This window comes from Bacillus sp. BD59S (assembly GCF_007363175.1).
Lineage (GTDB): Bacteria > Bacillota > Bacilli > Bacillales > Bacillaceae_G > Bacillus_A > Bacillus_A pacificus.
This window is the reverse complement of the sequence record NZ_CP034686.1, coordinates 273,391-298,709: the sequence shown is the minus strand read 5'-3', so window position 1 is coordinate 298,709 and position 25,319 is coordinate 273,391. Positions and strand designations below refer to the sequence as shown.

General features: G+C 36.2%; 25 protein-coding genes and 1 riboswitch. Of the genes, 8 read left to right on the top strand and 17 right to left on the bottom strand.

What is annotated here, in order from left to right; translation table 11 throughout:
- Window positions 1–30 precede the first annotated feature (30 nt).
- The 3 genes from EKQ63_RS03550 to EKQ63_RS03540 all read left to right on the top strand — a co-directional run bounded on the left by EKQ63_RS03550 (window position 31) and on the right by EKQ63_RS03540 (window position 3,831).
- Window positions 31–1,227, top strand: coding sequence for a NupC/NupG family nucleoside CNT transporter (locus tag EKQ63_RS03550; RefSeq protein WP_048553273.1), 1,197 nt, complete (start codon window positions 31–33; stop codon window positions 1,225–1,227).
- Between the two features lie 175 nt (window positions 1,228–1,402).
- Window positions 1,403–2,485, top strand: a complete 1,083-nt coding sequence (locus EKQ63_RS03545) for a polysaccharide deacetylase family protein (protein ID WP_143880727.1) — start codon at window positions 1,403–1,405, stop codon at window positions 2,483–2,485.
- A gap of 116 nt (window positions 2,486–2,601) precedes the next feature.
- Entirely contained in the window at window positions 2,602–3,831 is a 1,230-nt protein-coding gene (locus EKQ63_RS03540) for an aminopeptidase (RefSeq protein ID WP_087964064.1), read from the top strand.
- A gap of 40 nt (window positions 3,832–3,871) precedes the next feature.
- On the opposite strand, the gene EKQ63_RS03535 is transcribed toward EKQ63_RS03540, so the two are convergent.
- The 10 genes from EKQ63_RS03535 to EKQ63_RS03490 all read right to left on the bottom strand — a co-directional run bounded on the left by EKQ63_RS03535 (window position 3,872) and on the right by EKQ63_RS03490 (window position 14,536).
- Window positions 3,872–4,195, bottom strand: coding sequence for a DMT family transporter (locus EKQ63_RS03535; RefSeq protein ID WP_000263262.1), 324 nt, complete (start codon window positions 4,193–4,195; stop codon window positions 3,872–3,874).
- A 47-nt stretch (window positions 4,196–4,242) separates the two neighbouring features.
- Window positions 4,243–5,694 (bottom strand): NADP-dependent succinate-semialdehyde dehydrogenase, encoded by a 1,452-nt coding sequence (gene gabD / locus EKQ63_RS03530; RefSeq protein ID WP_143880726.1) that lies wholly within the window; start codon window positions 5,692–5,694, stop codon window positions 4,243–4,245.
- Complete coding sequence (locus EKQ63_RS03525; protein ID WP_029437212.1) at window positions 5,687–7,054, bottom strand: sigma-54 interaction domain-containing protein; 1,368 nt, start codon at window positions 7,052–7,054, stop codon at window positions 5,687–5,689. Before EKQ63_RS03525 ends, gabD begins: the two co-directional genes overlap by 8 nt.
- Window positions 7,055–7,170: 116 nt before the next feature.
- Entirely contained in the window at window positions 7,171–8,535 is a 1,365-nt protein-coding gene (gabT, locus tag EKQ63_RS03520; RefSeq protein ID WP_087964061.1) for a 4-aminobutyrate--2-oxoglutarate transaminase, read from the bottom strand.
- A gap of 154 nt (window positions 8,536–8,689) precedes the next feature.
- A complete protein-coding gene (locus EKQ63_RS03515; protein WP_087964060.1) occupies window positions 8,690–9,436 on the bottom strand; it encodes an HAD family hydrolase in 747 nt (248 codons plus the stop codon).
- Between the two features lie 139 nt (window positions 9,437–9,575).
- Window positions 9,576–10,481: a diacylglycerol kinase gene (locus EKQ63_RS03510; protein WP_000977671.1), complete on the bottom strand. Its 906-nt coding sequence runs from the start codon at window positions 10,479–10,481 to the stop codon at window positions 9,576–9,578.
- 471 nt (window positions 10,482–10,952) lie between these two features.
- A complete protein-coding gene (gene gatB, locus EKQ63_RS03505) occupies window positions 10,953–12,380 on the bottom strand; it encodes an Asp-tRNA(Asn)/Glu-tRNA(Gln) amidotransferase subunit GatB (protein WP_001047685.1) in 1,428 nt (475 codons plus the stop codon).
- A 14-nt stretch (window positions 12,381–12,394) separates the two neighbouring features.
- Window positions 12,395–13,852, bottom strand: a complete 1,458-nt coding sequence (gene gatA / locus EKQ63_RS03500; RefSeq protein ID WP_000051441.1) for an Asp-tRNA(Asn)/Glu-tRNA(Gln) amidotransferase subunit GatA — start codon at window positions 13,850–13,852, stop codon at window positions 12,395–12,397.
- 15 nt (window positions 13,853–13,867) lie between these two features.
- Complete coding sequence (gene gatC, locus EKQ63_RS03495) at window positions 13,868–14,158, bottom strand: Asp-tRNA(Asn)/Glu-tRNA(Gln) amidotransferase subunit GatC (RefSeq protein WP_000086999.1); 291 nt, start codon at window positions 14,156–14,158, stop codon at window positions 13,868–13,870.
- A 141-nt stretch (window positions 14,159–14,299) separates the two neighbouring features.
- Window positions 14,300–14,536: a YiaA/YiaB family inner membrane protein gene (locus EKQ63_RS03490; RefSeq protein WP_001254393.1), complete on the bottom strand. Its 237-nt coding sequence runs from the start codon at window positions 14,534–14,536 to the stop codon at window positions 14,300–14,302.
- Window positions 14,537–14,765: 229 nt separating this feature from the next.
- On the opposite strand from EKQ63_RS03490, the gene EKQ63_RS03485 reads away from it, so the two are divergent.
- The 4 genes from EKQ63_RS03485 to EKQ63_RS03470 all read left to right on the top strand — a co-directional run bounded on the left by EKQ63_RS03485 (window position 14,766) and on the right by EKQ63_RS03470 (window position 17,219).
- Window positions 14,766–15,248 carry a MarR family winged helix-turn-helix transcriptional regulator gene (locus EKQ63_RS03485; RefSeq protein WP_143880725.1) on the top strand — a complete coding sequence of 161 codons (483 nt, stop codon included), beginning with the start codon at window positions 14,766–14,768 and terminating at the stop codon, window positions 15,246–15,248.
- A 76-nt stretch (window positions 15,249–15,324) separates the two neighbouring features.
- On the top strand, window positions 15,325–16,506 hold the full coding sequence (locus tag EKQ63_RS03480; protein WP_190240628.1) for an ArsA family ATPase: 1,182 nt from the start codon (window positions 15,325–15,327) through the stop codon (window positions 16,504–16,506).
- Window positions 16,499–16,690 carry a DUF3926 domain-containing protein gene (locus EKQ63_RS03475; RefSeq protein WP_143880724.1) on the top strand — a complete coding sequence of 64 codons (192 nt, stop codon included), beginning with the start codon at window positions 16,499–16,501 and terminating at the stop codon, window positions 16,688–16,690. The genes EKQ63_RS03480 and EKQ63_RS03475 overlap by 8 nt, the downstream gene beginning before the upstream one ends.
- A 58-nt stretch (window positions 16,691–16,748) precedes the next feature.
- Window positions 16,749–17,219 carry an HXXEE domain-containing protein gene (locus EKQ63_RS03470; RefSeq protein WP_087994636.1) on the top strand — a complete coding sequence of 157 codons (471 nt, stop codon included), beginning with the start codon at window positions 16,749–16,751 and terminating at the stop codon, window positions 17,217–17,219.
- Between the two features lie 172 nt (window positions 17,220–17,391).
- Here the strand turns inward: EKQ63_RS03470 and EKQ63_RS03465 are convergent, their stop codons facing one another.
- Genes EKQ63_RS03465 through EKQ63_RS03455 form a run of 3 tightly spaced genes read right to left on the bottom strand, consistent with a single transcriptional unit; the run spans window position 17,392 to window position 19,942 of the window.
- Window positions 17,392–18,246 carry a MetQ/NlpA family ABC transporter substrate-binding protein gene (locus tag EKQ63_RS03465; protein ID WP_087951962.1) on the bottom strand — a complete coding sequence of 285 codons (855 nt, stop codon included), beginning with the start codon at window positions 18,244–18,246 and terminating at the stop codon, window positions 17,392–17,394.
- 21 nt (window positions 18,247–18,267) lie between these two features.
- The gene (locus EKQ63_RS03460; protein WP_087951961.1) at window positions 18,268–18,933 is read right to left on the bottom strand and encodes a methionine ABC transporter permease; all 666 of its coding nucleotides are present in this window, start codon (window positions 18,931–18,933) and stop codon (window positions 18,268–18,270) included.
- Window positions 18,923–19,942 (bottom strand): methionine ABC transporter ATP-binding protein, encoded by a 1,020-nt coding sequence (locus EKQ63_RS03455; RefSeq protein ID WP_087951960.1) that lies wholly within the window; start codon window positions 19,940–19,942, stop codon window positions 18,923–18,925. Before EKQ63_RS03455 ends, EKQ63_RS03460 begins: the two co-directional genes overlap by 11 nt.
- 123 nt (window positions 19,943–20,065) lie before the next feature.
- Window positions 20,066–20,172, bottom strand: a riboswitch (SAM riboswitch).
- Between the two features lie 242 nt (window positions 20,173–20,414).
- On the opposite strand from EKQ63_RS03455, the gene EKQ63_RS03450 reads away from it, so the two are divergent.
- Window positions 20,415–20,978, top strand: a complete 564-nt coding sequence (locus EKQ63_RS03450; protein ID WP_087994638.1) for a cysteine hydrolase family protein — start codon at window positions 20,415–20,417, stop codon at window positions 20,976–20,978.
- Between the two features lie 231 nt (window positions 20,979–21,209).
- Here the strand turns inward: EKQ63_RS03450 and EKQ63_RS29795 are convergent, their stop codons facing one another.
- The 4 genes from EKQ63_RS29795 to EKQ63_RS03435 form a co-directional block, all read right to left on the bottom strand.
- A complete protein-coding gene (locus tag EKQ63_RS29795; RefSeq protein WP_000521648.1) occupies window positions 21,210–21,359 on the bottom strand; it encodes a hypothetical protein in 150 nt (49 codons plus the stop codon).
- Between the two features lie 186 nt (window positions 21,360–21,545).
- Window positions 21,546–23,093 (bottom strand): L-glutamate gamma-semialdehyde dehydrogenase, encoded by a 1,548-nt coding sequence (gene pruA, locus EKQ63_RS03445; protein WP_000259554.1) that lies wholly within the window; start codon window positions 23,091–23,093, stop codon window positions 21,546–21,548.
- A 152-nt stretch (window positions 23,094–23,245) separates the two neighbouring features.
- Entirely contained in the window at window positions 23,246–24,016 is a 771-nt protein-coding gene (locus EKQ63_RS03440) for a TSUP family transporter (RefSeq protein WP_071726243.1), read from the bottom strand.
- Window positions 24,017–24,111: 95 nt separating this feature from the next.
- Window positions 24,112–25,305 carry a CamS family sex pheromone protein gene (locus EKQ63_RS03435; protein WP_087951958.1) on the bottom strand — a complete coding sequence of 398 codons (1,194 nt, stop codon included), beginning with the start codon at window positions 25,303–25,305 and terminating at the stop codon, window positions 24,112–24,114.
- Window positions 25,306–25,319 lie beyond the last annotated feature (14 nt).

The following is a 25,319-nucleotide window of genomic DNA, read 5'->3' as shown; positions in this document are numbered from 1 at the left end:
TTTATACGAACTTCTGAAAGGGGCAACTACATGCAATATGTAATGAGCATTATCGGTATTATTGCCGTGTTAGGTTTATGTTTTGCTTTGTCAAACAATAAAAGTAAAATCAACTTCCGTGCAATTGCAATTATGATTGGTTTCCAAATTTTAATCGGTTGGTTTATGTTTGCTACAAAGGTTGGTCAACAAATCATTATTTTCATTAGTAAAGTTTTCAACAAACTAATTAAACTTGGTACAACAGGTGTCGATTTTCTCTTTAATGGAATTCAAAGAGATTTTGTCTTTTTCTTAAACGTATTATTAATTATCGTATTTTTCTCAGCACTACTTTCAATCTTTAGTTATTTAGGTGTTTTACCATTCATCGTTCGTGTTGTCGGCGGTGCCATTTCAAAAATTACTGGTTTGCCACGCGTTGAATCATTCCACGCAGTAAACTCTGTATTCTTCGGTTCAAGTGAAGCGTTAATCGTTATTAAAAACGATTTACAGCATTTCAATAAAAACCGTATGTTTATCATTTGTTGTTCTGCGATGAGCTCCGTTTCTGCTTCTGTTACAGCATCATACGTAATGATGTTAGATGCAAAATACGTACTAGCAGCTCTTCCGCTAAACTTATTCTCAAGCTTAATCGTTTGTTCGTTATTAACACCAGTTGATACGAAAAAAGAAGATGAAGTGATTCAAAAATTTGATAGAACTCTATTCGGAGACAGCTTTATCGGCGCAATGATTAACGGTGCGCTTGATGGTTTAAAAGTAGCTGGTATCGTTGCTGCATTAATGATCGCCTTTATTGGTGTAATGGAAGTTGTAAACTACGTAATTAGTGCAGCTTCAGGCGCAATGGGACATGCTGTTACTTTACAACAAATCTTCGGTTACGTACTTTCTCCATTCGCATTCTTAATGGGTATTCCAACTCAAGATATTATCCCAGCTGGTGGTATTATGGGTACGAAGATTGTTTTAAACGAGTTTGTAGCAATCCTTGATTTAAAAGACACAGCTACAACATTAGCTCCACGTACAGTTGGAATCGTTACAGTATTCTTAATTAGCTTCGCAAGTATTAGCCAAATTGGTGCAATCGTTGGTACAATCCGTGCCCTTTCTGAAAAGCAAGGAAGCGTTGTTTCTAAATTCGGTTGGAAAATGCTATTTGCATCAACACTTGCTTCTATTTTATCTGCTACAATCGCTGGATTGTTTATTTAATGAAAAATCACCTTACTCGTTGAAGTAAGGTGATTTTTTTATCTATTGTTACTTTTCTAATTCCATACATCTTCTTCAAATGCTATGATGAACAAGGGTATGTCCCCACCTCTCTTACAGCGGTGGGGATTTTAAATATCAGTACGCAACATAATACACAATAGAAGGTGATCTTATGAGAAAATATGCAGCAATTGCTTTATGTATGTCTGCCATTCTAGCAGGTTGTAATACTAGCAATGTAAGTCCAGAGCCTAAAAAAGAGAAAAAGGTTCAAGAAACTAAGAAACAAGAAGAGACTGTCCAAGAACAAGGTAAAATTTCTTATAACCCGATTACACACGAAGCTACAAATACTACTATTCATATGACAGACATAAAAGATACTTTAACTGAGGTACAATATAAAATTTGGCGTACCGCTGATGGAAAGGAAACTGCTAAATCTTTGTCTTCTAAAGAAAAGGAAAAACAATTTTCACTTCCTTTTGATATAAAAGAATTTGAAGGAAAACGCGGTGAGTTCCAAATTGAAGCAATAGGCATAAAAGAAGATGGGAAAACCATTCCACTCACAAAATCTGCTATTACTTTTGAGCAAAAGGTTCCCGTTCTTATGTACCATGCAATCGATGATTATCACGGTCAAGGTATTAAAGACTTATTCGTATCACCTGCTAACTTTGAAGCCCAAATGAAACACTTAAAGGACAATGGTTATACACTGTTAACGTTTGAATGCTGGGGCGATATAAATAAAGTAAATAAACCTATCTTTGTTACATTTGATGATGGTATGAAAAATAATATGAATGCATTTCATGTTTTACAAAAGCTAAAAGACGATACATTTAAACCAGCGGCAACAGAATATATGATTGTTAATAATGTTGATGCTGAAGGATCTCTTTCTACATCTGATATAAAAGAAATGGTTGATTCCGGCATTTTCTCTATGCAATCTCATACTGCAACACATGCAGACTTGCCGAAGATTACAAACTATGAAGAAGAATTAAAGGAATCGAAAGAAAAGCTAGAAAAAATAACAGGTAAACCCGTTATCGCAGTTGCTTATCCATTCGGTCATGTAGATGATAAAGTCGTTGCAGAAACGAAAAAATATTATCAATTTGCAACAACAACAAAACCTGGAAAATTCATTACAAAAGGTGAACCTGATGAGTTGTTAAAAATGAAGCGTGTTCGCATACACTATACAACGACTGTAGAACAATTTGCTTCTTCGATTAAATAACGATGAGAGCTCAATATATTTTGAGCTCTCTTTTTAAGCTATATTTATATATATTTTTTGAATTTTCTTGTATTATATATAGTAAGAAATCTTTCAAATTAAAGGAGATTATACATATGTCATTTGAACAAACGTTAGAGAAATATGCTGCCCTTGCAGTCAATGTTGGTGTTAATATTCAACCAGGACAAACATTATCAATCAGTGCACCTCTTGAAGCTGTACAATTTGTACGCCTCGTTACAGAAAAAGCATATAAATCTGGTGCAAAACACGTATATGTGGATTGGAATGATGAGACGTTAACACGCTTAAAGTTCGATCTAGCTCCTGAAGAAGCATTCGCTGAGTTTCCATCTTGGAAAGCACACGCTCGTGAAGAATTAGCAAAAGAAGGCGCTGCATTTATGTCTATTTATGCAGAAAACCCTGATTTATTAAAAGGTGTAGAACCAACTCGTATCGCAACAGCTCATAAAGTAGCTGGTGAAGCAATGAAAGTATACCGTGATTACGTACAAGCTGATAAAGTAAGCTGGTGTGTCATTTCTGTTCCTACGAAAGAATGGGCTGCAAAAGTATTCCCTGACGTAACGCCAGAAGAACAAGAAGCAAAACTATGGGATGCTATCTTTAAAGCGACTCGTGCTGATTTAGAAAATCCTGTGGAAGCATGGAAAGAACATGATAAAACGTTACATACAAAAGTTGATTACTTAAATGAAAAGCATTATAAAGCTCTTCACTATACAGGCCCTGGAACAGATTTAACGATCGAACTTCCAGAAAAGCATGTATGGGCTGGTGCTGGTAGTTTAAATGAAAAGAACGTACCATTTATGGCGAACATTCCAACTGAAGAAGTATTTACAATGCCACTTAAAACAGGTGTAAACGGCCAAGTATGTAGCACAAAACCGTTAGCATTTGCAGGGAATATTATTGATAACTTCACGTTAACATTTGAAAACGGACGTATCGTAGATTATAAAGCTGAAGTTGGCGAAGAAGCTTTAAAACATTTAGTAGAAACAGATGAAGGTTCTCACTTCTTAGGCGAGGTTGCTTTAGTACCTCATGATTCACCAATTTCAAATACAAATATTTTATTCTACAATACGCTATTTGATGAAAACGCATCTTGCCACCTTGCAATCGGAAGCGCTTATGCATTTAACTTAGTTGGCGGAAAAACAATGTCTAAAGAAGAACTTGCTGAAAATGGTGCAAACACTAGTATTACACACAACGACTTCATGATTGGATCAGCTGAGCTTGATATCGACGGTATTACAGCTGATGGCAGACATGAACCAATCTTCCGTAAAGGTAACTGGGCATTTTAATACAAATAAAAGGCTATCTTCCACACCGGAAGATAGCCTTTTATGATGCTGATGAAACCTTAAGTCCAATTACTCCTAACACAATAAAAAGAATACAAAATGCTTGGAATAAGCTAATATGCTCTTTAAAAAAGTACACACTAATGATTGTAATAAGTAACGTTCCAACGCCAGACCAAATGGCATAAGCAATACTTAAATGAATCTTTTTAACGACGATAGCAAATACGCTGAAACAAATTCCATAAAATACGAAAATAAGTACACTTGGAACGAGCTTTGTTAAACCGTTTGATAATTTCATCGCAATTGTTCCAGCTACTTCAAAAATAATTGTTACGAGTAATAATAACCAATATACCATACTAGAATCTCCTTCTCTGTTACCTTATAGAGACTCTAGTATACTACTTATAGTCCTAATGAAATATATTTAATTTCTAAATATTCCTCGATACCGAAATGACCTCCTTCACGGCCAATGCCACTCTCTTTAAAGCCACCGAACGGCGCTTGTGCAACTGATGGAAGTCCATCATTTAATCCGATAATACCGTATTCTAACGCTTCGCTAATTTGGAATGCTTGACTAATATCTTTTGTGAAAATATACGCCGCTAAACCGTATGGTGTATTGTTTGCACGTTCAATTACTTCTTCAACTGTTTTAAATTTCGCAACTGGTGCAACTGGTCCAAATGTTTCTTCAGTCATACAAAGCATCGTATCATTTGCCAACCCAATTACAGTCGGTTGCATAAAGTGTCCATCTAGCTCTGCAACCTTTTGGCCACCATATAAAACTGTTCCACCCTTTTGAATAGCGTCTTCGATATGTTCCTGTACTTTCGAAACTGCATTCTCGTCAATAAGTGGTCCCACAGTCGTTCCATCACCGAAACCATCTCCTACTTTCAACTGCCCTACTGCCTTTTGGAACTTCTCTACAAACGCTTCATACACTTCTTCCTGAACAAATACTCGGTTTGTACATATACACGTTTGTCCTGCGTTACGGAATTTCGAACCGATTACTGCGTCTACCGCTTTATCTAATTCCGCATCATTCATAACAATAAACGGTGCGTGACCACCTAACTCAAGTGAAACTTTTTTCATCGTTTGTGCAGCACTAGCCATTAATTCTTTTCCAATTTCCGTTGATCCTGTAAAGGAAACTTTTCGAACACGTCCATCTTCCATCCACGTATCAGCAATTGCTTTCGCACTACCTGTTACAATATTGATTACACCTTTTGGAATATCCGCTTCATGAGCTAATTCAGCTAATTTCAGTGCAGTTAACGGCGTTTGACTTGCTGGTTTTACAACCGCTGTACAGCCTGCTGCAAGTGCCGGGGCTACCTTTCTCGTAATCATAGCAGCGGGGAAGTTCCAAGGCGTAATAGCTGCCATAACTCCGACTGGTTGCTTCATAACTAAAATACGTTTATTCGGATGAGAAGCAGGAATCATTTCACCATATACGCGTTTTCCTTCTTCTGCATACCATTCAACAAAACTATTTGCATAATTCACTTCACCAAGCGCTTCTGCAAACGGCTTTCCTTGTTCTCTCGTCATAATTGCTGCAATCTCTTCTTTATTTTCATCGATAAGTGTAAACCATTTTTTTAATTTTGCTGCACGGTCTGCCGCTGTTAACTTAGACCACGTTTTAAAAGCTTCATGCGCAGCATCAACGGCTTGCTTTGCCTCTGTTACCCCACCCTTTGGTACAGTCGCAAATATTTCCTTCGTTGCTGGATTATTTACTTCGATTTGTTCTTGCAATGTAATCCACTCACCATTTATATACATCGCCTTTTTCTCTACATTTACAAACGTCGCTTTTTTATCCAATGTTCTCTTCCTCCTCTATAAGTTTCTTTATTTTCCTCGTGGCAGCAGATTGACTTATTTTTAAAAACTCCGCTACTTTATAACTCGATCCATATGTTTTATATGCTTTCAAAATAATATTCCGTTCTACTTCTTCTAACATTTTATAGAGACTTTGACCAGACTGTTCAACTGTTGATTCTTGCATCGCTATTGGCAAATCCTCTATCGTAACGATATCATCAGCAGTTATAACAATTCGCTCAATCACATTTTCAATTTCTCTATTATTTCCTTCCCACGGGTAACCAACAAACATTTGCAATGTACTAGGCGCTAATTTTACATTCCGACCATATTTTTCGTTAAAGTGGTGTAAATAATGATAAATGAGTGGCAAGATGTCTTCGCTTCTTTCCCTTAGTGGTGGAATTAAAATTGGAATGACATTCAGACGATAATATAGATCTTTACGGAATGTTCCTTGTTTCACCATCATACTTAAATCTCTATTTGTTGCCGCTACAATTCTAACGTCCACCTTTTTTAATTCTCTTCCACCTATAGGGCGAAACGTTTTTTCTTGCAACACTTGCAAAAGTTTTGCTTGAATTTCAAGCGGCATTTCACCAATTTCATCTAAGAAAAGAGTTCCTTTATGCGCTGATTCTAATAGTCCCTTTTTCCCTTCACGATTCGCACCTGTAAAAGATCCGCCTGAGTATCCAAAAAGCTCCGATTCAATTAAATTCGTTGGCAATGCCGCACAGTTAATTTCATAGAAACTTTCATTCTTCCGGTTACTCACTTCATGTAAATGACGCACCAATCGACTCTTCCCCACTCCTGTCTCACCTAAAACGAGAACAGTACTATCTACCACGGATACTTTCTTTATTGTCTCGACTATTTTTTGCATAGCGATACTTTTAAAAATAAGTCCTTCATGTTCATATGTTTCTCTTAATTCTTTTTTATATGTTTTTAACTGATTATCCATTTCTTCTACCTTTTGACGTAATTGATAAAGTTCTGTAAGATCACGAGAGTAACTAATCACCCTTCTTAAATTTCCCTCATCATCAAAAACGGGCCTTGTACGAACGTGTAAATACTCTCCTGATTTTGTCGTTTGAACAAGTTCAATCGGTCTCTTTTTTTCAATTACTTCTAACGTTGCTGATGGATAAAAGATACCATCCTTCTGCAATTCTTTTACATGTTTACCTACTAACTCTTTAGCCGCTAATTGATAGTGCCTTTCACATGTACTATTTACACGCACAACGATTCCCTTTTCGTCAGTCACAAAAATTTCGTCAAACGCATATTCAAATACATCTTGTAAATCCATTAACACTCGTTCCTTTTCTGCAACCATCCTAGCCACCCCTAACTTCCAATCCATCAATTCACTTCACTACCTTTATTATAAAGTGAATTTTCTGCATTTTATATAGAGTCAGCTAGAATGTTTGCTGTTTTATTATTTAACTTTTAAACACGAGCAATATTTGCTTTCTCATAACAGACTTGCAATGATTCTTCAATGATTGTTAATCCTTCTTCAAGTTGCTCATCTGTAATCACTAATGGCATTAGCACACGAATAACATTACCGTATGTTCCTGCTGATAGTAGAAGTAAACCGCGTTTGTTTGCTTCTGCGCACAAATTAGCTGTTAACGTTTTATCAGGTGCTTTCGTCTTACGGTCTTGAACGATCTCGAATGCACACATTGCTCCTAAACCGCGCACATCACCGATGCAATTATATTTATTTTTCATCTCTTCGAATCGGTTCATTACGACTTTTCCTAATTCTATCGCTCTATCATTTAAATTCTCTTTTTCTATTACATCAAGTACTGCTAATGCTGCCGCACATCCTAGCGGACTTCCTGCATACGTTCCACCAAGTTCTCCTGGTGCAGACTCATTCATAATTTCCTTGCGCCCAATAACACCACTAATCGGTACACCAGCACCTAATGATTTAGATACCGTGATTAAATCCGGAACGACATCATAATGATCAATGGCAAAATATTTTCCTGTACGGCTAAATCCAGTTTGAATTTCATCCGCTACAAATAAGATGCCGTGCTCTGAACAAATATTGCGTACTTCTTGCACAAACTTCTTACTTGGGACGATAAATCCGCCTTCCCCTTGAACAGGTTCCATTACAACGGCTGCAATCGTTTCTGGCGCTACTTCTGATATGAAGAAATTCTTAAACTCTTCAATCATAAAGTCATCGTACTGCTCTTCAGTTAGTCCTTCCGGGCGACGATATTCGTACGGGAATGGCGCTTTATATACTTCTGGAGCAAATGGGCCAAATCCAAATTTATATGGTTTTACTTTACTTGTCATCGTCATTGTCATTAATGTGCGTCCATGGAAACCTTTAGAAAATGCAATAATACCAGGTCTTTTTGTATATTTACGAGCGATTTTCACCGCATTCTCAACTGCTTCTGCACCACTATTTAAAAATAGTACTTGCTTATCAAAACCTCCTGGCGCTAATACCGCAAGTTTTTCCGCTAATTCAATATATGGCTCATACATCATGACATTAAATCCAGTATGAATGTATTGATCTACTTGTTTATGGAGTGCTTCTTTAACAGCTGGGTGACAATGCCCTACGTTAATTGTTCCTATCGCTCCAGCAAAATCAATGTACTGATTGCCATCAACATCTATTACAAGAGCACCATTTGCAGATTGTACAAACGTTGGGATGCCGTTACTTACTCCTTTTGGTACTATATTTTGACGGCGTTCTAGTAAAGCCGCTGCTTTCGGTCCAGGAATTTGTTCATTTACTTTAGCAAATTTTTTTGTATTCATTACGTATCCCATCCTTTTCTTTACATTGTTTTCTCTTTTCATTGCAAAATGTATGCCAACATTCTTTTTCAGTATTCATCCTACACACCTTCTATTTCGCCATAAAAAATAAGTCTATAAAGACTCATTAAGAGTCTTTATAGACTTATTTTTCTTACACATTAGACTTTCCTTGTTCCCAAATAAACTCACCTGAATGAGAAATAAAGTCCCCAACAGATTGTACTACTAAATCCGCAAGTGGCTCTAATGTTTGACGATCTCCTGTACCAGATAGTACTCCAATTGCATAACAATCTCCTCCATTTTTTGCTAAATATAAATCGGTCGGTGTATCCCCAACGACCGCTACTTCACATGCATCTAAATGAAACCTCTCACAAAAGGATTCTACAATTCTTTTATCTGGTTTTTGTGCCGGAAACGTATCTGAAGCTACAATATAATCAAAAAAAGACTCTAATTGATACTGTTTTAAAAATAATTCTGTTGGTGCGAAATCATCCGCCGTGACAACACCTAAAATAAATCCTCTATCCTTTAAACCTTGTAAAATTCTCGGTAAATCCGCCGTCATTTTCATATAGGAACGATGCTCGTACATAAGCGAAAATAATTTTTCACTTACCCACTCATGCATCTCCTGTTCTTTAGATGACGTAATATACTTACAAAGCCCCTTTGCAACATCAAGGCTCGTTCCTGCTGCTATCGCGCTACGAGGGTTCACAAACACCCCATCCACGCCGATTTCTTTTAATAAAGTAGGCTGCATTGACTTTGGCAGTTCATATAAATTTATACATTCCGCCACAAGTTCTTCAGCTACTTTTATCCAAATTGAATGAAAATCCATTAATGTCCCATCTTTATCAAATAGTATTGCTTTTATCTTCTCCATAGCACACCCTACCTCTCGTCTCTTATCTCCTCCAGTGTATCAATAAAGTATGGATATAAAATAAACGAATTGTAAAAATACCATGAAAATCAAACTAACTTCCAATTTACAATCCTTCTATATAATAAAAAGGATGCCTTTACAGGGCATCCTCTTGATGTTCAGGAACAAATAGTTCCAGACAATGATATATATTTTCGAATTCCATCGGTGCATCTCCACCATATTCACCGTCTAAATTAATCATTAGTTTATCTGGTGAATGTACTTTAATTCGGTTCGCTTGTGTGTACAATACTTTTGGATTGTTAATATGTTCACCACGCTGCGCTTGTGTTGCTGCCTTAATTAAGTCAGCAATAGACCCTTTTTTCAGCACTAATAAATCAAATAATCCGTCGTTAATTGATGCATATGGTGCTACCTTTTCAAAGCCACCCACTGAACGAGTATTTGTAATTAAAAACATCGTAATTTCTTCTTGTAGTAATTTTCCATCATACTCAATTTCAACATATGTTGGATGTAATGACGGTAACATTTCGATACCTTTTAAATAATAAGCAAGTTGTCCTAATACTGTCTTTAGCTTACTCGGTACTTCATATGTTAATTCTGTAATACGACCGCCACCAGCGATGTTAATAAAATATGTATCGTTTGCTCTACCAAGGTCTAATGGCACAGTTTTCCCTTCACAAATAATATCAGCTGCCTCTTCAATAGAACGAGGTACACCGATTGCACGTGCAAAGTCATTAGTCGTTCCAACCGGAATAATTCCAAACTTTGGACGATGTTCATGCCCTACTAAACCGTTCACCACTTCATTTAACGTGCCGTCACCACCAGCTGCGATAACAACATCAAATTTACGATCCGCAGCTTGCCTCGCCGCCACAGTTGCGTCTCCAGGACCCGTTGTCGCATGACAAGATGCTTCATACCCAGCTTGTTCTAATTTTTGTAATACTTCTGGTAAACTCTTCTTAAATAGCTCACGCCCAGAAGTAGGATTATAAATAATTCTTGCTCGCTTCATCATTTATTAGCACAGGAAATTTCTTTATATATCGAAAAAGAACATACCGAACTTCTATCCAGTATTCCCATGCCTACCTCCTCTCATCTTCCTATCCTTCTTTTATCTCGCTCAAACAGGCAGTAAGAACCCGATTCGTGTAGCCCATCAAAAGTAAATATTCATTTCAATGGTTTTGTTTTATTTGACAAAAAAATTTATGTCCATCTATTTCCTCACAACAATTTACATATAACGAATAATAATTATCTATTATTTCATGAGATGAAAAAAACCTCTATGTCTAGATTTATCATTATTCCCACCTTTTTGCAACTATCATACCATAGTTGCTATACAAACATTTTTCCACTTTTGACAGTTAATCAAACGTTTGTTTAAATGATTTTCTCTCATTTAAACAAACGTTTGATTAACCTAGAAAAACACCCATGTACGGGTGTTTTTCTGCTTAATCTTTAAAAGTTACTACTATTATCGCTTATTAATCTCTTCAAGTAAGATTTTGTTAACAAGCGGTGGATTTGCTTGTCCTTTTGTAGCTTTCATAATTTGACCAACTAAGAATCCAATCGCACGGTCTTTACCGTTTTTAAAGTCTTCGATAGATTGCTCATTATTATCAAGAATTTCTGTTACAACTTTACGAAGTGTACCCTCGTCAGAAATTTGAACAAGGCCTTTCGCTTTAACGATTTCCTCTGGGTCTCCACCTTTTTCAATTAATTCGTTAAATACCTTCTTCGCAATTTTAGAAGAAATTGTACCTTTTTCAATTAATTGAACCATTTTAGATAAACCAGCAGGCGTTAATGCAACATCTTTTAATTCTTTTTGTTGTTTGTTTAAGTATGCAAGTACTTCACCCATTAACCAGTTTGATGTTAATTTCGCATCAGCACCGTCTGCAACAGTTGCTTCAAAGAAATCAGACATTTCTTTCGTTAATGTTAATACGTGTGCATCATAAGCTGGTAAGCCTAATTCTGCAACGTAGCGAGCTTTACGTGCATCTGGAAGTTCTGGAATAGAAGCGCGAACTGCTTCTTTCCACTCATCGTCGATGTAAAGTTCAACTAAGTCTGGTTCTGGGAAGTAACGGTAATCATCAGATCCTTCTTTCACACGCATTAAGATTGTTTTCTTCGTTGCTTCATCATAACGACGCGTTTCTTGTTGGATGATACCACCAGATAATAATTCTTTTTCTTGACGCACTTGCTCGTGCTCAAGACCTTTTTGTACGTAAGTGAATGAGTTTAAGTTTTTCAGTTCTGCTTTTGTACCGAACTTCTCTTGTCCAACTGGACGAAGAGAAATGTTCGCATCACAACGCAAGGAACCTTCTTCCATCTTACAATCAGATACGCCAGTGTATTGAATGATTGATTTTAACTTCTCTAAGTATGCATATGCTTCTTCAGGTGTACGCATATCTGGCTCAGACACGATCTCGATTAAAGGCATACCTTGACGGTTGTAGTCTACTAATGAACCATCAGCTGTATGCGTTGATTTACCAGCATCTTCTTCTAAATGAAGACGTGTAATACCGATACGTTTCTTTTTACCGTCTACTTCGATTTCAATCCAGCCATTTTCACCAATTGGCTTATCAAATTGAGAAATTTGGTAAGCTTTCGGATTATCTGGGTAGAAATAGTTTTTACGGTCGAACTTCGTTTCCGTTGCGATTTCACAGTTTAATGCCATTGCAGCTTTCATTGCAAAGTTAACTGCTTCTTTATTTAAAGTAGGAAGTACCCCTGGGTATCCTAAGTCAATTACACTTGTTTGTGTATTTGGCTCTGCTCCGAATTCTGTTGGACTCGCAGAGAAAATTTTCGAATTTGTTTTTAACTCAACGTGAACCTCTAAACCAATAATTGTTTCTAAATTCATCTATGCTCGCCTCCTTACAGACTTGCTTTTTTTGTATGATAGTCTGTTGCTTGCTCAAACGCATGTGCAACGCGGTAAATTGTCGCTTCATCGAAGTGTTTACCAATGATTTGTAGACCAAGTGGCATGTTGTTAGCACCGAATCCACATGGAACAGAAATCGCTGGGACACCCGCTAAGTTTACTGGGATTGTTAAAATGTCGTTTGCATACATTGTCATTGGATCATCAACTTTTTCGCCCACTTTAAATGCCGGAGTTGGCGTTGTTGGTCCAATAATAACATCGTAGTTAGCAAATACATTTTCAAAGTCGTTTTTAATTAATGTACGTACTTGTTGTGCTTTTTTGTAGTATGCATCATAGTAACCAGAGCTAAGTGCAAATGTACCAAGCATAATACGGCGTTTTACTTCATCACCGAAACCTTCGCTACGTGTGTTTTTGTAAAGGTCTAATAAATTATTTACATTATCAGAACGAACACCGTAACGTACACCGTCAAAGCGTGAAAGGTTAGCAGATGCTTCAGAAGAAGATAATAAGTAATACGTTGCTAGAGCGTATTTAGAGTGTGGAAGAGATACTTCCTCCCAAGTTGCGCCCATACCTTCTAATACTTTTAAAGCAGCTAGTACTGACTCACGAGCTTCTTCGCCAACACCTTCTCCTAAGTATTCTTTCGGTACAGCAATACGTAAACCTTTAACGTCGCCTGTTAAACCAGCTAAGTAGTTTCCTACTTCAACGTTTGCAGAAGTTGCATCCATACGGTCGATACCTGAAATAGCTTGTAATAAGTATGCATTGTCTTCTACTGTACGTGTAATCGGTCCGATTTGGTCAAGTGAAGATGCGAATGCTACTAATCCGTAACGAGATACACGTCCGTAAGTTGGTTTTAAACCTACAACACCGCAATATGCAGCTGGCTGACGGATAGAACCACCCGTATCAGAACCTAGAGAGAATAATACTTCTCCTGCTGCTACAGCTGCTGCAGAACCACCACTAGATCCGCCTGGAACGTAATCTAAGTTCCATGGATTTTTCGTAGCGTAGAAACCTGAGTTTTCATTTGAAGAACCCATTGCGAACTCGTCCATGTTTAATTTACCGATTGTAATTGTGTCAGCAGCTTTTAGCTTTTGCACAACTGTCGCATCATAAATTGGATCAAAGTTTGCTAACATTTTGCTCGCACAAGTTGTACGAAGACCGTTAGTTACAATGTTATCTTTTACACCAATTGGCATACCGAATAATAAACCATTATCTTCAGCGCCGATTTTTGCATCTAATTCTTTCGCTTTTGCGCGTGCATTTTCTTCATCTAATGTAAGAAAAGCTTTCACGTTATCTTCAACATCCGCAATACGTTTGTAAGATTCTTCTACTAAATCCGTAACGGAAATTTCTTTGTTGTTTAATTTCTTATGTAACTCTGATACTGAATGATCAAATAATGACATCGAAATTCCCCTCCTCTATTCTAATACTGCTGGAACACGGATTTGGTTATCTTTGTGATCCGGTGCATTTTTTAATACTTCTTCGACTGGTAAACCTTTTTCTGGTACATCTTCACGCATAACATTTTTCATAGTTAATACATGAGTTGTTGGTTTTACATCTGTTGTATCTAATTCATTTAACTGTTCTGCAAATGTAACAATTGCATCTAGTTGTTTTTGAAATTTTTCTGCTTCTTGATCTGTAATTGCAAGACGTGCTAAATGTGCTACGTGCTTTACATTCTCAACGGAAATTCTTGACACGGCTAGGCCACCTCCATAATATATCGTTCAATCTACAATACTATTGATGATACCAAATTTTCAGTACTTCAAGCAAGTCAACACACGGCACTTACGGCATTTTTACATAAAAAAAGAAAGGCAAACGCCTTTCTTTACGATTTACTCTTTATCTAACGGTTTATTTTTCGGAAATCTCTCGTTATCTTCTTCATTATCACGAATTGTTTTTTGTAATACAAAACAAGACATCGTTAAAAATAATGTTCCAATTAAATAGTATCCTTTTACACTAAGCGTTTCATCTAACGTATAAATCCCAATTAGCATACCTGAAAGCGCACAAACAAATGAAGTCCATGCTAAAAACGTGAACGCTTGCGTATTACGTCTTCTCATCATTCTCCCCCTCGTTAGCTGTACATCCATTATAGATAAGTATATTTACCACGATGTACTTTTATGTAAATTCTAATTTTAAATTTATAAATCTAGCATAAAAAATACTGCTCAACGTTATTTTTCCGACTAATTAGAAAAAACAGTTAAAATGATTGACATTTATTTCAATCCCACATAAACTAAAAACAAATATTACGAACCTCGAAATATACGGGAGTGGAATTAATTGTTGCAATATGAACATTTTTTAGACTTACTGCTAGATAACGCCAAGAAACTTTTCTATCCTGAAGAATGGGTAAGCCTAGATTTAACACTTTCTAAAACTGAAGTATTTTGTTTACTTTGGATGGAGCGAAATACAGATATTACAATGACAAAAATCGCTGATCTTCTTGATATACCAATGAGTACAACGACGGGGGTTGTAAATCGCCTTGTAAAAAAAGGATATATTGAAAGGTACCGTGATGAAAACGATCGACGCATTGTATTAATTCGTTTAACAGAAAACGGCGTAATGCTCGTTCAAGAAGTAAAACAAAATGCAGCCCATTACTTTAACATAGTGACAGAAGCATTATCTGAAGAAGAAAAAACATTTTTACTACAAATCTTCCAAAAGATTATGAATCACATTGCTACGTCACAACAAAAAACAGAAGAAAAAGTTTCTACACCTAAAATGAAAAACATTCCGATTGAATAAAACCCTAGTTGGGTTTTTATTCAATCATTTATTTCGTCACTCGTAATATTCGATACTCGAAACAAGGGGGATATGAATGATGAGAATTATTTTGTATACAGGTAAAGGCGGCGTAGGAAAAACTAGCATTTCAGCAGCAACTGCACTTCAAAGCGCAAAACAAGGATTAAAAACTTTAGTAATGAGTACAGATCCGGCTCATAGTTTAGGAGATTCATTTGGTATAAAGCTATGTTCTGAGCCATTAGAAATTCGTAAAAATTTGTGGGCACAAGAAATTAATACAATTTATGAAATGGAAAAGGGCTGGGGAAAGTTACAGAAATATATTACACTACTCTTCACTTCCAAAGCAGCTGATGATATTACAACAGAAGAGTTAACGATGTTTCCTGGTATGGAAGATTTAATTAGCTTACTTCGCGTGCTCGATTATTATAAACAAAGCACATATGACGTTATTATCATTGATTGTGCTCCAACAGGAGAAACATTAGCAATGCTCAGCTTTCCAGACATGCTCGGCTGGTGGATGGAAAAACTCTTTCCTATTAAAAGAAAAGTTTTAAAGGTTGTTCGCCCTGTAGCTCAACCACTTCTTGGTGTCCCCCTTCCAACCGATGATATTATGGGCGAATTAACAAGTACACTTGAACAGCTCGGGGAAATGAGAGACATTTTATCAAACCGAGACGTAACAAGTATCCGCATCGTTGTAAATCCTGAAAAAATGGTCATTAAAGAAGCACAGCGCAGCTTTACGTATTTAAATTTATACGATTATAACGTAGATGCCGTTATGATCAACCGTGTCATTCCTAACACTGTCACCGATCCTTATTTTCAAGCATGGAAAGATACCCAAAAGAAATATAAAACATTAATTCAAGATAGTTTTGATCCACTTCCTATTTACGAAGCTCCAATGTTTGAACAAGAAGTTGTTGGTTTACCTATGTTAGAACGCGTAGGAGATGCTTTATTTAAAACTGATCATTGTCCTACTGAAGTAAAATTTAACGGTCGCACTCAATATGTAAAAAAAGATGGCGATGAGTATATTTTCGTTCTGTCCATTCCCTTCTCTAACAAAAGTGAACTTGCATTAAATCAAAAAGGTGATGAGCTTATCATTCGTGCTGGTTCTGTGAAACGAAATATCACATTGCCCAAAACATTAACGTACCTTTCTATTCGAGGGGCTAAGTTTGAAGATGATGTACTTAACATTCGGTTTGGAGGTGTCGTACATGCATGAAGAACTACTAAGGAAGGTCATCCGTACAAAAATAAAAGTCGGTATGCATATATTAGAAGAGTTACCTGCCCCAATCCAGCAATCAGCTAAGCAAATACTAAATATTTTACAAAAGGAACTTGCTGCTTATCCAAAAGAACAAGGGCATCATAAAGATAATTTAAAAAGTATTATAATTGAATGAATATCTCTGGATAGAGGGCCTTTCTAGGCTTTCTATCTCCATATTGGAGTGATGTAAGTTGTCAAAAAAAATTCCCACTATTATGCTTTGGCTTATTCCCTTTTTATTTTTCATTCATAACCTTGAAGAATTTTTCCAAATGCCACAATATCTTGCTAATCAATTTTCAATTACTTTTATAACTAGTCAACAATTTTCCATTGCTATTTCTATATTGACTCTCTTTGTTTTACTTATCGTCTTTCTATATCAACTAAACATCTTGCCTTCTATATACTGGATTATTTTTATACAAGGGGCAATTTTCTTCAACTCTGTTCAACATATTATTTTGTTTTTCATTTACCGTTCCTATAACCCTGGCGTAATATCCGCAGCTTTCATTGCCATCTTTTCTATTTTCTTTTTTTCATCCCAAAAACACTTAATTCATAAAAATAAATTCTTAATTACACTCGCTTTCAGCTTATTTTCTTATCCTATTATAATTTGGATTACCTTACTATTCGCTAGCTACTTTCATTCATAAAAAAAGACCAGGAAAACTCCTGGTCCATTACTCTACTTAACAAACATTGGATTCTATGTTATACAGAATTGGAAGGTACAGAATTAGGATTTGTTTTGTTTGTTAAGTAGATTATATGTTGAACGAACTAACAGCGGAGGGGTTCCTTCTGTTAGTCCATTCAACCCAATCACTATTTTACGATTTTTTCAAGCTCATCAAGTGAAAGATCTACTGAAATGGAACCATCATTTGTTTCTTTCTTAATTGCATCTGTTACTTCTTTTGAATGATATAGTTCAATTACTTTTTTCAGTGTTGGATCATCTTTATCTTTCGTACGAGCTGCGAAAATATTAATATATGGCTTCGCATTTTCATTCTTTGGATCTTCTAAGAAAATTGGATCCTTAGCTGGATCTAATCCAGCTTGACCAGCAACACCGTTATTAATAACTGAAGCTGCAACATCTTTTAATACACGAGGTGTTTGCTGTGCGATAACCGGTGTAATTTTTAACTTCTTCGGATTTTCAGCAATGCCGCTTGGATCTCCGAATAAGCCAAAGTCTTTCTTAAGCTTTAATAATCCAGCTGCATCAAGAAGTTTTAATGCACGCGCTTGGTTCGTTGGATCATTGGGAATCGCAATTTCTGAACCATCTGGAATTTCATTTGCTTTCTTATGTTTTTCAGAGTATAAACCCATTGGTGCAATTTGCGTTGTACCAACAGCTGTAATATCTAACTTATGCTCCTTTTTAAATTGTTCTAAGAATGCAATATGCTGGAATGAATTTAATTCAATATCTCCATCAGCTAACGCTTTATTTGGCGTTGTGTAATCAGAGAACTCAACCAGTTTAATTTTAATTCCTTCTTTTTCAGCTTTCTTCTTCAAAATTTCCCAAGCGTCTCCATCCGTTCCAGTTACACCGACGCGAACTACTTTTTCTTTCGCTCCTGCCCCTGTGTCTCCACTTGAGCAGCCGCTTAATGCTGAAACCCCTACAATCGCTGATAATGCAAATGCTAAAATTTTCTTCATTTTCTTTTCCCCTCTTCCTTTTTATGATCTGCGTAAAAAGACTTTCGCAAAGTAGTTTCCTAAGTTTTGAGCTACCTGTACGAGAATAATAAGTAAAACGACCGTTACGAACATAACCGATGTATCAAAACGTTGATAACCATATGTCATTGCTAAGTCACCAAGACCGCCACCACCGACAAGCCCAGCAACTGCAGAAAATTCAATTAAACCAACTGTCATAAATGTAACACCTAAAATTAATGGTGCTAACGCTTCTGGCACAAGAATTTCAAAAACAATTCTAATTGGTGAAGCACCCATCGCTTGCGCTGCTTCAATTACTCCCTTCGGAACAGAAACAAGATTTGTTTCAACCATTCTTGCAATACCAATTGATGCAACTAACGTCATTGGGAAAATTGCTGCTGCCGTTCCAATTGTCGTTCCGATAACACTTCTTGTTAGTGGACTTAAAGCTACTAAGAAAATAATGAATGGAATTGGACGAATTGTATTAATAATGATATTAAGAATAGAAAAGACCCATTTATTTTCTAAAAAATTTCCTTTTCTCGTTACATATAAAAGTAAACCCAGAGGTATACCAAGAATTGTAGCAAATATAAGGGTGACAATTACCATTAAGAGGGTATCCCCCGTCGCATCTAGTATGCGCGGCCAAAATATACTCCAATCAACTCGCATGAGCTTCCACCTCCTTCAGTTGCACTTGCAGTCTTAGATGTTGTAATGCTTTTTGAATTTCCCTCTGTTCGCCTTGCAATTCTACAAGAAGATTTCCAAATAGCACATTTTGAAGTTCAATAATATTTCCGTACAATACATTTACATCAACATTATAGTTTTTTGCGATATATGATAGTACCGGCTGTCCTGTCTCCTCACCAGTAAATGTTAGACGATAAATCTGACCACCATTTTGAATTTTTGCTAAAACACTTTCCGGTAAATGATCATTAATAACAGAACGTACAAAGTTTTGAGTCGTCTTTGTTTTTGGTTGCGTGAAAACATCAAACAGTTTTCCTTCTTCAATAACTTTTCCTTTCTCCATTACAGCTACACGGTGACAAATTTCTTTCACAACATGCATTTCATGTGTAATAAGAAGAATTGTTAAATTATATTCTCGATTTACTTTCTTTAATAAGTTTAGAATTTCTGTCGTTGTTTCTGGATCTAAAGCTGATGTTGCCTCGTCACATATAAGAATATCTGGTGATGTTGCAAGTGCTCTAGCAATACCAACACGCTGCTTTTGTCCGCCTGATAGCTGCTCTGGGTAATTGTTTGCTTTATCTTCTAACCCTACAAACTTCAGCAATTCATTTACTCTTTCTTTTATCTCATTCTTTGGTACTTTTGCTAACTTTAATGGATAAGCAATATTCCCAAATACTGTTCTTGAATTAAATAAATTAAAGCTTTGAAAAATCATCCCGATTCTTTGTCTTAGCTTCCGTAATTCTTTCGTCGATAATGATGTAATCTCTTTATCATCTATTGAAATCGTTCCTGCTGTTGGTCTCTCTAACATGTTTACTAGGCGTAATAACGTACTCTTTCCAGCGCCACTAAAACCAATAATGCCAAAAATTTCGCCTTTCTCAACTGATAACGTTACATCCTCCACCGCATGAACAGATTGCCCACCTGATTCATATACTTTACTTACATTATTAAAAGAAATCATTTTTTCCCCTCCTATATGCTGTAAAAACTTGAAGTAGAGCTCTCGAGGTAAAATAAAAAGTGCTCTCCTTCTTATCAACCATAAAGATAAGAAGGAGAGCACTTATATGTACTCGTTCACATCTTCTCATCTTCCAAGCCTTTCATAGGCTTGCTGGAGTTAGCACGGTATTAAAAAAACCCGTTGCTGAGGTATCGTAGGGCCAGTCCCTCCACCTCTCTGGATAAGAATGTATCGATTTAATTGTCGTTTAATTAATTCTCATTATAGAACTCAGAATAATAAGAGTCAATACATTTTTTAGAAAAATATTAATTATTTATTTATTGAAATTTTCAGATGAAAAATTCAATAAATAATAGTAATCTTTAAAGTTATGTAAAATTCTCCTCTTGCATATTTTTTTAAAGGATAATCTTCTCTACTAATTGAATACCATTATTTGAATATGAAATCGGAGGAAGATAAATATATGAAAACAGCTCTTTTACTCGTTGATATTCAAAATGATTATTTTCCACACGGCAAAATGGAATTACGTAATCCATTCGAAGCAAGCGCATATGCCCGTCGGCTACTACAGCTCTTTAGAAAGAAAAACGAACCTATTTTTCATATCCAACATGTAGCAATAAAAGAGGACGCTACTTTTTTCCTACCCAATACAGAAGGTGTACATATTCATGAAAGCGTACGCCCACTTAGAGAAGAAACGGTTATACTCAAGCATTATCCAAATAGTTTTCGCGAAACTGATCTTCTAAAGCAATTGCAACGTTTAGCTATTGAACACGTCGTCATATGCGGGATGATGACTCATATGTGTATTGATGCTACCGTAAGGGCTGCCTTTGATTTCGGCTTGCAATGTACTGTTATACATGATGCTTGTGCTACAAAAGACCTTTCTTTTAAGAATGCTACTATACCAGCCGTTTATATCCATAACACAATTTTAGCTAGTTTAAATGGCATATATGCAAATGTAATGAGTACAGAGGAGTTTTTAGCTACAAAAAAACACTCTCTTCAGTGAGCAAAACCGAAAAGAGTGTTTCTTGTCAAACCATAGATTTTCTTTCAAATTGTATTATACAGGAAATCCTTAAAATGAATACAAAAAAATGTGACTAATAAGTCAACTTTTCTCGTTGTTTTATTTCTATTTACATGTTTATCCCGGTATTAATAGGGTTTAGCTAGTTCCACTTACCGAGCGGTAATATATGGTAAGTGTTTTTTAATTCAAATTAACTAGTTTCTCCTATTATTTATCTGTTTGTTTTTGTTTCTTTTTCAAATACTCCGCACGCAATTTTTCAATTTGTTGCTTTTTATCAAATTTGACAGGCGTCTGTTTTTCATGAAACTTTGCGACAGCTACCTGGCCTTTGTAATCCAATTGATATTTTCCCACTTTGTTCACCTACTTTTCTTATCTTTAAAGAGAATCTATTCAGCAAATATAAATATACCTCATTTTGCTGAAGTAAACCTTATTACTTTATTAGTTTTTCTACTGATTACTATGTTAATCCACATATAAAAATTTTTTCAAAAAAAAGAGATCTTCGCAGACTGCGAAGATCTCTTCTACTATTTCTTATAAAGTTTCAGAAGTAGTTTTTGCTTGCATGTGAAGTGCTAAGTAGTCAGGGCCACCAGCTTTAGAGTCTGTACCAGACATGTTAAAGCCACCGAATGGTTGGTATCCTACGATTGCACCAGTACATCCACGGTTGAAGTATAAGTTACCTACGTGGAAGTCTTCACGTGCTTTTTCAATATGGTCACGGTTGTTAGAGATAACTGCTCCCGTTAAACCGTATTCTGTATTGTTTGCAATTGCAAGTGCATGGTCAAAGTCTTTTGCTTTACAGAATGCTACTACTGGTCCGAAGATTTCTTCTTTCATTAAGCGAGCATCTTCTGCAACATCCGCAACGATTGTTGGTTGGATGAACCAGCCTTTAGAATCGTCTCCTTCGCCACCTGCTAAGATTCTACCTTCTTCTTTACCAATTGCAACATAGCTCATTACTTTATCGAATGCAGCTTGGTCATTAACAGGACCCATGTTTGTACCTAATACAGCTGGGTTAGCAACTGTTAATTCTTTTGTTAATTCAACAGCACGATTTAATACGTGATCGTATACGTCTTCATGGATTACTGCACGAGAACATGCAGAACATTTTTGTCCTGAGAATCCGAATGCTGATGCAACGATAGATTTAGCTGCTAATTCAAGATCTGCTTCTTTATCAACAACGATTGTATCTTTACCACCCATTTCAGCGATAACGCGTTTTAACCAAATTTGGCCTGGGTTTACTTTCGCTGCGCGCTCATAAATACGGATACCTACATCACGAGATCCAGTGAAGCTCACGAAACGTGTACGAGGGTGATCTACTAAGTAATCACCAACTTCAGAACCATTACCTGGAACGAAGTTTACTACGCCAGCTGGTAAGCCAGCCTCTTCTAATACTTCCATGAATTTCGCTGCTACTACAGGAGTTGTACTAGCTGGTTTTAGTAATACTGTGTTACCAGAAACTAAAGCAGCTGTTGTCATACCTGCCATAATTGCGAATGGGAAATTCCAAGGAGAAATGATAACACCTACTCCTAATGGAATGTAAGAGAAACGATTATATTCAATTGGACGGCTTTCTACTGGAATACCGTCTTTTAATTTTAACATTTGACGACCATAATATTCCATAAAGTCGATTGCTTCTGCTGTATCAGCATCTGCCTCATTCCATGGTTTACCTGCTTCCTTTACAAGAATAGCAGAGAATTCATGTTTTCTGCGACGAACGATTGCTGCAGCGCGGAATAAAATGTCTGCACGCATTTCTGGCTTTGATTTTCTCCAAGTTTGGAATGTTTCATCCGCTACTTGCATTGCTTTTTCAGCTAACTCACGGCTTGCTTTTGAAACACGACCAACAAGTTCCTCTTTATTTGCAGGGTTTACAGAAACAATTTTGTCTTCTGTAGTGATTTTTTCTCCCCCAATAATTAATGGATAGTCTTGTCCAAGATAAGATTCTACTTTCTTTAAACCTTCTTCAAACGCTAATTTGTTAGCCTCCACTGAAAAATCTGTAAATGGCTCATGTTTGTATGCTACTACCATCCTTTTAGCCTCCCCTTAGAAAAACGTTTACATTTTACAACATTATTCTACACGATAATTTAGATTTATTCAAATATTCCTAGACTTATATTTTAAAAATTAATTAATTTTTAAAATATAATAAAAAAACAGAGTTATACAAATGTATAACTCTACAAGATATGAGTATATTCCAAAATGTTTTTGCTAATCAATAAAATAGTTACTAACAAAAATAAAGTCCTTACATATCCAACACCTTTTTGAACTGCAAACTTCGATCCAAAATAAGCGCCCAAAATCATTGATAATCCCATAATAATACCGTATTCAAAATGAATTACGTCTAAAAATAAAAAAGTGATTAACGATACGATATTACTAACAAAGTTTAAAAGTTTTCCAGATGCAGCCGCTTGAATAAAATCCAAACCAATTAATAAAAATGCAAAAATTAAAAAGGATCCTGTCCCTGGTCCAAAAAATCCATCGTAAAAACCTATCATTAAAATAACAAAGAAAAATATTAATGTTTTTCTTTTCGTCATCTTCTTATAGGTAGACACACTTCCCCAATCTTTTTTCGCAATAATATAAATGGCAATAAACACCAACATCACAAGCACTAACGGACGTAAAATATCTGAAGGAATAAACTTTACTACTAAAGCACCTGCTACTGCCCCTATAACAGTTAACGGGATTAACTTTCCTACAATTTTAAAATCGACCTTTCCCGATCGAATAAAGTAAATCGCACTCGTAAACGTCCCCATCGTTGCAGCTAATTTATTCGTTGCAATTGCTGAAGCTGGTGGTAAACCAACAAACATAAGTGCCGGAAGCGAAATTAATCCTCCACCGCCAACAACTGAATCAATAAAAGCTGCTAAAAAACCGAATGCAATTAATAAAATAATGACTTGAAAACTTAATTCGTCCATGCGCTTTACCCCTTACCCCATTATTTATAACATTTTAAATTATAACAAAATTACCCAAGAAAAAAAGCCGTTCCATAAAGGAACGGCCCTTCTATTTAATCTAAAATTTTCACATACGGTTCATCTTGCTTCGCTTCACGTATAATAATTGCTTCTGGACGCTCTACAGATTTAATCGTTACTTGTACTTTCATATAATTCGGGAAGTATTCCATAACAAGCCCGGCTACATATTGTGTAAAGCCAATTATTTCTGCTTTTCCATTAAACTGGACAGGAATATCAAGCTTTATTTCTCTTAATTCATCGTCTCTATACATACCAGTACCGATAACAGCTGTATAGTCACCTTGGAAATAATCACTTAATTTTGCCTTGAAGTTTGATACTCTCGCCAAGTCTTCACGTTTATTATCTGTTTTCGCTTGTTCAGATGGGAACAAATAATACTTCTCATTAATTTGTTTCCAATCCTCAACTGTTTCACTGCCTTTTTCGACATTCGCATAAGAAACAAAGTTACCTGGTACGAGCGAAGACTTTGGAGCCTGACGATAAATCGCAAATGTTATCGGAAGGTTTTTTGTCTCAGGATCTTGTTGATGCATAACTTTCAAGATTTCTGGCACCATTTTTTTCCCTTCAGCTAACATCTTTTCATTCGAAATTGCAGCCTCACGCGGATAACCATGCTCTTCCTCATAATAATGAACCGAATTCATCGCTAATCCAACTACAATGCCGCTACGCTCATTTTTTTCGCCTTTGTTCACATAATAATCATGCTCTAAAATATTTGAAATATATATTGGATTTTTTTTATTTTTCACTTCTAGTGATTCGGATCCTGTACCTAATGTAGGATTTAACCCTATGTTCGGGAATTTAACCGCATCTTTTTTTAGTGTATCTTCTAGTTCCTTTTGTTCTGCATCTGTACGCTTTCTTTTAACAAGCATCTGTATATCCTGAGTTTTTAGGGATTTTCCGCCTTTTAAAACATTATCTTTCGTACTAAATGATTCTTTCGCAATACGCATTAATCCTGTTTCAAATTCATCTATATCAAGGCGATTACTTACTCCTTGCACAACTAAGCCACGTGCGTTTCCTCCCTCAAATGGAATAGTCGTCTTATAATATTCATCCGAAATAGAGTAATTCGGGACGATTGCTTGCTCTTTTGCTTTCCCCGATTTCTCAACCACTTTTTCATCTTTGTCGGCACCTGCACTACACCCACTTACAAGTAGGCCAAGGCTTAATACCGCTAATGCTATTTTTTTCATGGTAAGTTTGCACC

Bases quoted from the DNA above. Each gene is read 5' to 3' on its own strand.
- EKQ63_RS03550 (WP_048553273.1), top strand. From the start codon at position 31: ATGCAATATGTAATGAGCATTATCGGTATTATTGCCGTGTTAGGTTTA.
- EKQ63_RS03545 (WP_143880727.1), top strand. From the start codon at position 1,403: ATGAGAAAATATGCAGCAATTGCTTTATGTATGTCTGCCATTCTAGCA.
- EKQ63_RS03540 (WP_087964064.1), top strand. From the start codon at position 2,602: ATGTCATTTGAACAAACGTTAGAGAAATATGCTGCCCTTGCAGTCAAT.
- EKQ63_RS03535 (WP_000263262.1), bottom strand. From the start codon at position 4,195: ATGGTATATTGGTTATTATTACTCGTAACAATTATTTTTGAAGTAGCT.
- EKQ63_RS03525 (WP_029437212.1), bottom strand. From the start codon at position 7,054: ATGGTTGCAGAAAAGGAACGAGTGTTAATGGATTTACAAGATGTATTT.
- gabT (WP_087964061.1), bottom strand. From the start codon at position 8,535: ATGAATACAAAAAAATTTGCTAAAGTAAATGAACAAATTCCTGGACCG.
- EKQ63_RS03515 (WP_087964060.1), bottom strand. From the start codon at position 9,436: ATGGAGAAGATAAAAGCAATACTATTTGATAAAGATGGGACATTAATG.
- EKQ63_RS03510 (WP_000977671.1), bottom strand. From the start codon at position 10,481: ATGATGAAGCGAGCAAGAATTATTTATAATCCTACTTCTGGGCGTGAG.
- gatB (WP_001047685.1), bottom strand. From the start codon at position 12,380: ATGAATTTAGAAACAATTATTGGTTTAGAGGTTCACGTTGAGTTAAAA.
- gatA (WP_000051441.1), bottom strand. From the start codon at position 13,852: ATGTCATTATTTGATCATTCAGTATCAGAGTTACATAAGAAATTAAAC.
- EKQ63_RS03490 (WP_001254393.1), bottom strand. From the start codon at position 14,536: ATGAGAAGACGTAATACGCAAGCGTTCACGTTTTTAGCATGGACTTCA.
- EKQ63_RS03480 (WP_190240628.1), top strand. From the start codon at position 15,325: ATGATGAGAATTATTTTGTATACAGGTAAAGGCGGCGTAGGAAAAACT.
- EKQ63_RS03475 (WP_143880724.1), top strand. From the start codon at position 16,499: ATGCATGAAGAACTACTAAGGAAGGTCATCCGTACAAAAATAAAAGTC.
- EKQ63_RS03465 (WP_087951962.1), bottom strand. From the start codon at position 18,246: ATGAAGAAAATTTTAGCATTTGCATTATCAGCGATTGTAGGGGTTTCA.
- EKQ63_RS03460 (WP_087951961.1), bottom strand. From the start codon at position 18,933: ATGCGAGTTGATTGGAGTATATTTTGGCCGCGCATACTAGATGCGACG.
- EKQ63_RS03455 (WP_087951960.1), bottom strand. From the start codon at position 19,942: ATGATTTCTTTTAATAATGTAAGTAAAGTATATGAATCAGGTGGGCAA.
- EKQ63_RS03450 (WP_087994638.1), top strand. From the start codon at position 20,415: ATGAAAACAGCTCTTTTACTCGTTGATATTCAAAATGATTATTTTCCA.
- pruA (WP_000259554.1), bottom strand. From the start codon at position 23,093: ATGGTAGTAGCATACAAACATGAGCCATTTACAGATTTTTCAGTGGAG.
- EKQ63_RS03440 (WP_071726243.1), bottom strand. From the start codon at position 24,016: ATGGACGAATTAAGTTTTCAAGTCATTATTTTATTAATTGCATTCGGT.
- EKQ63_RS03435 (WP_087951958.1), bottom strand. From the start codon at position 25,305: ATGAAAAAAATAGCATTAGCGGTATTAAGCCTTGGCCTACTTGTAAGT.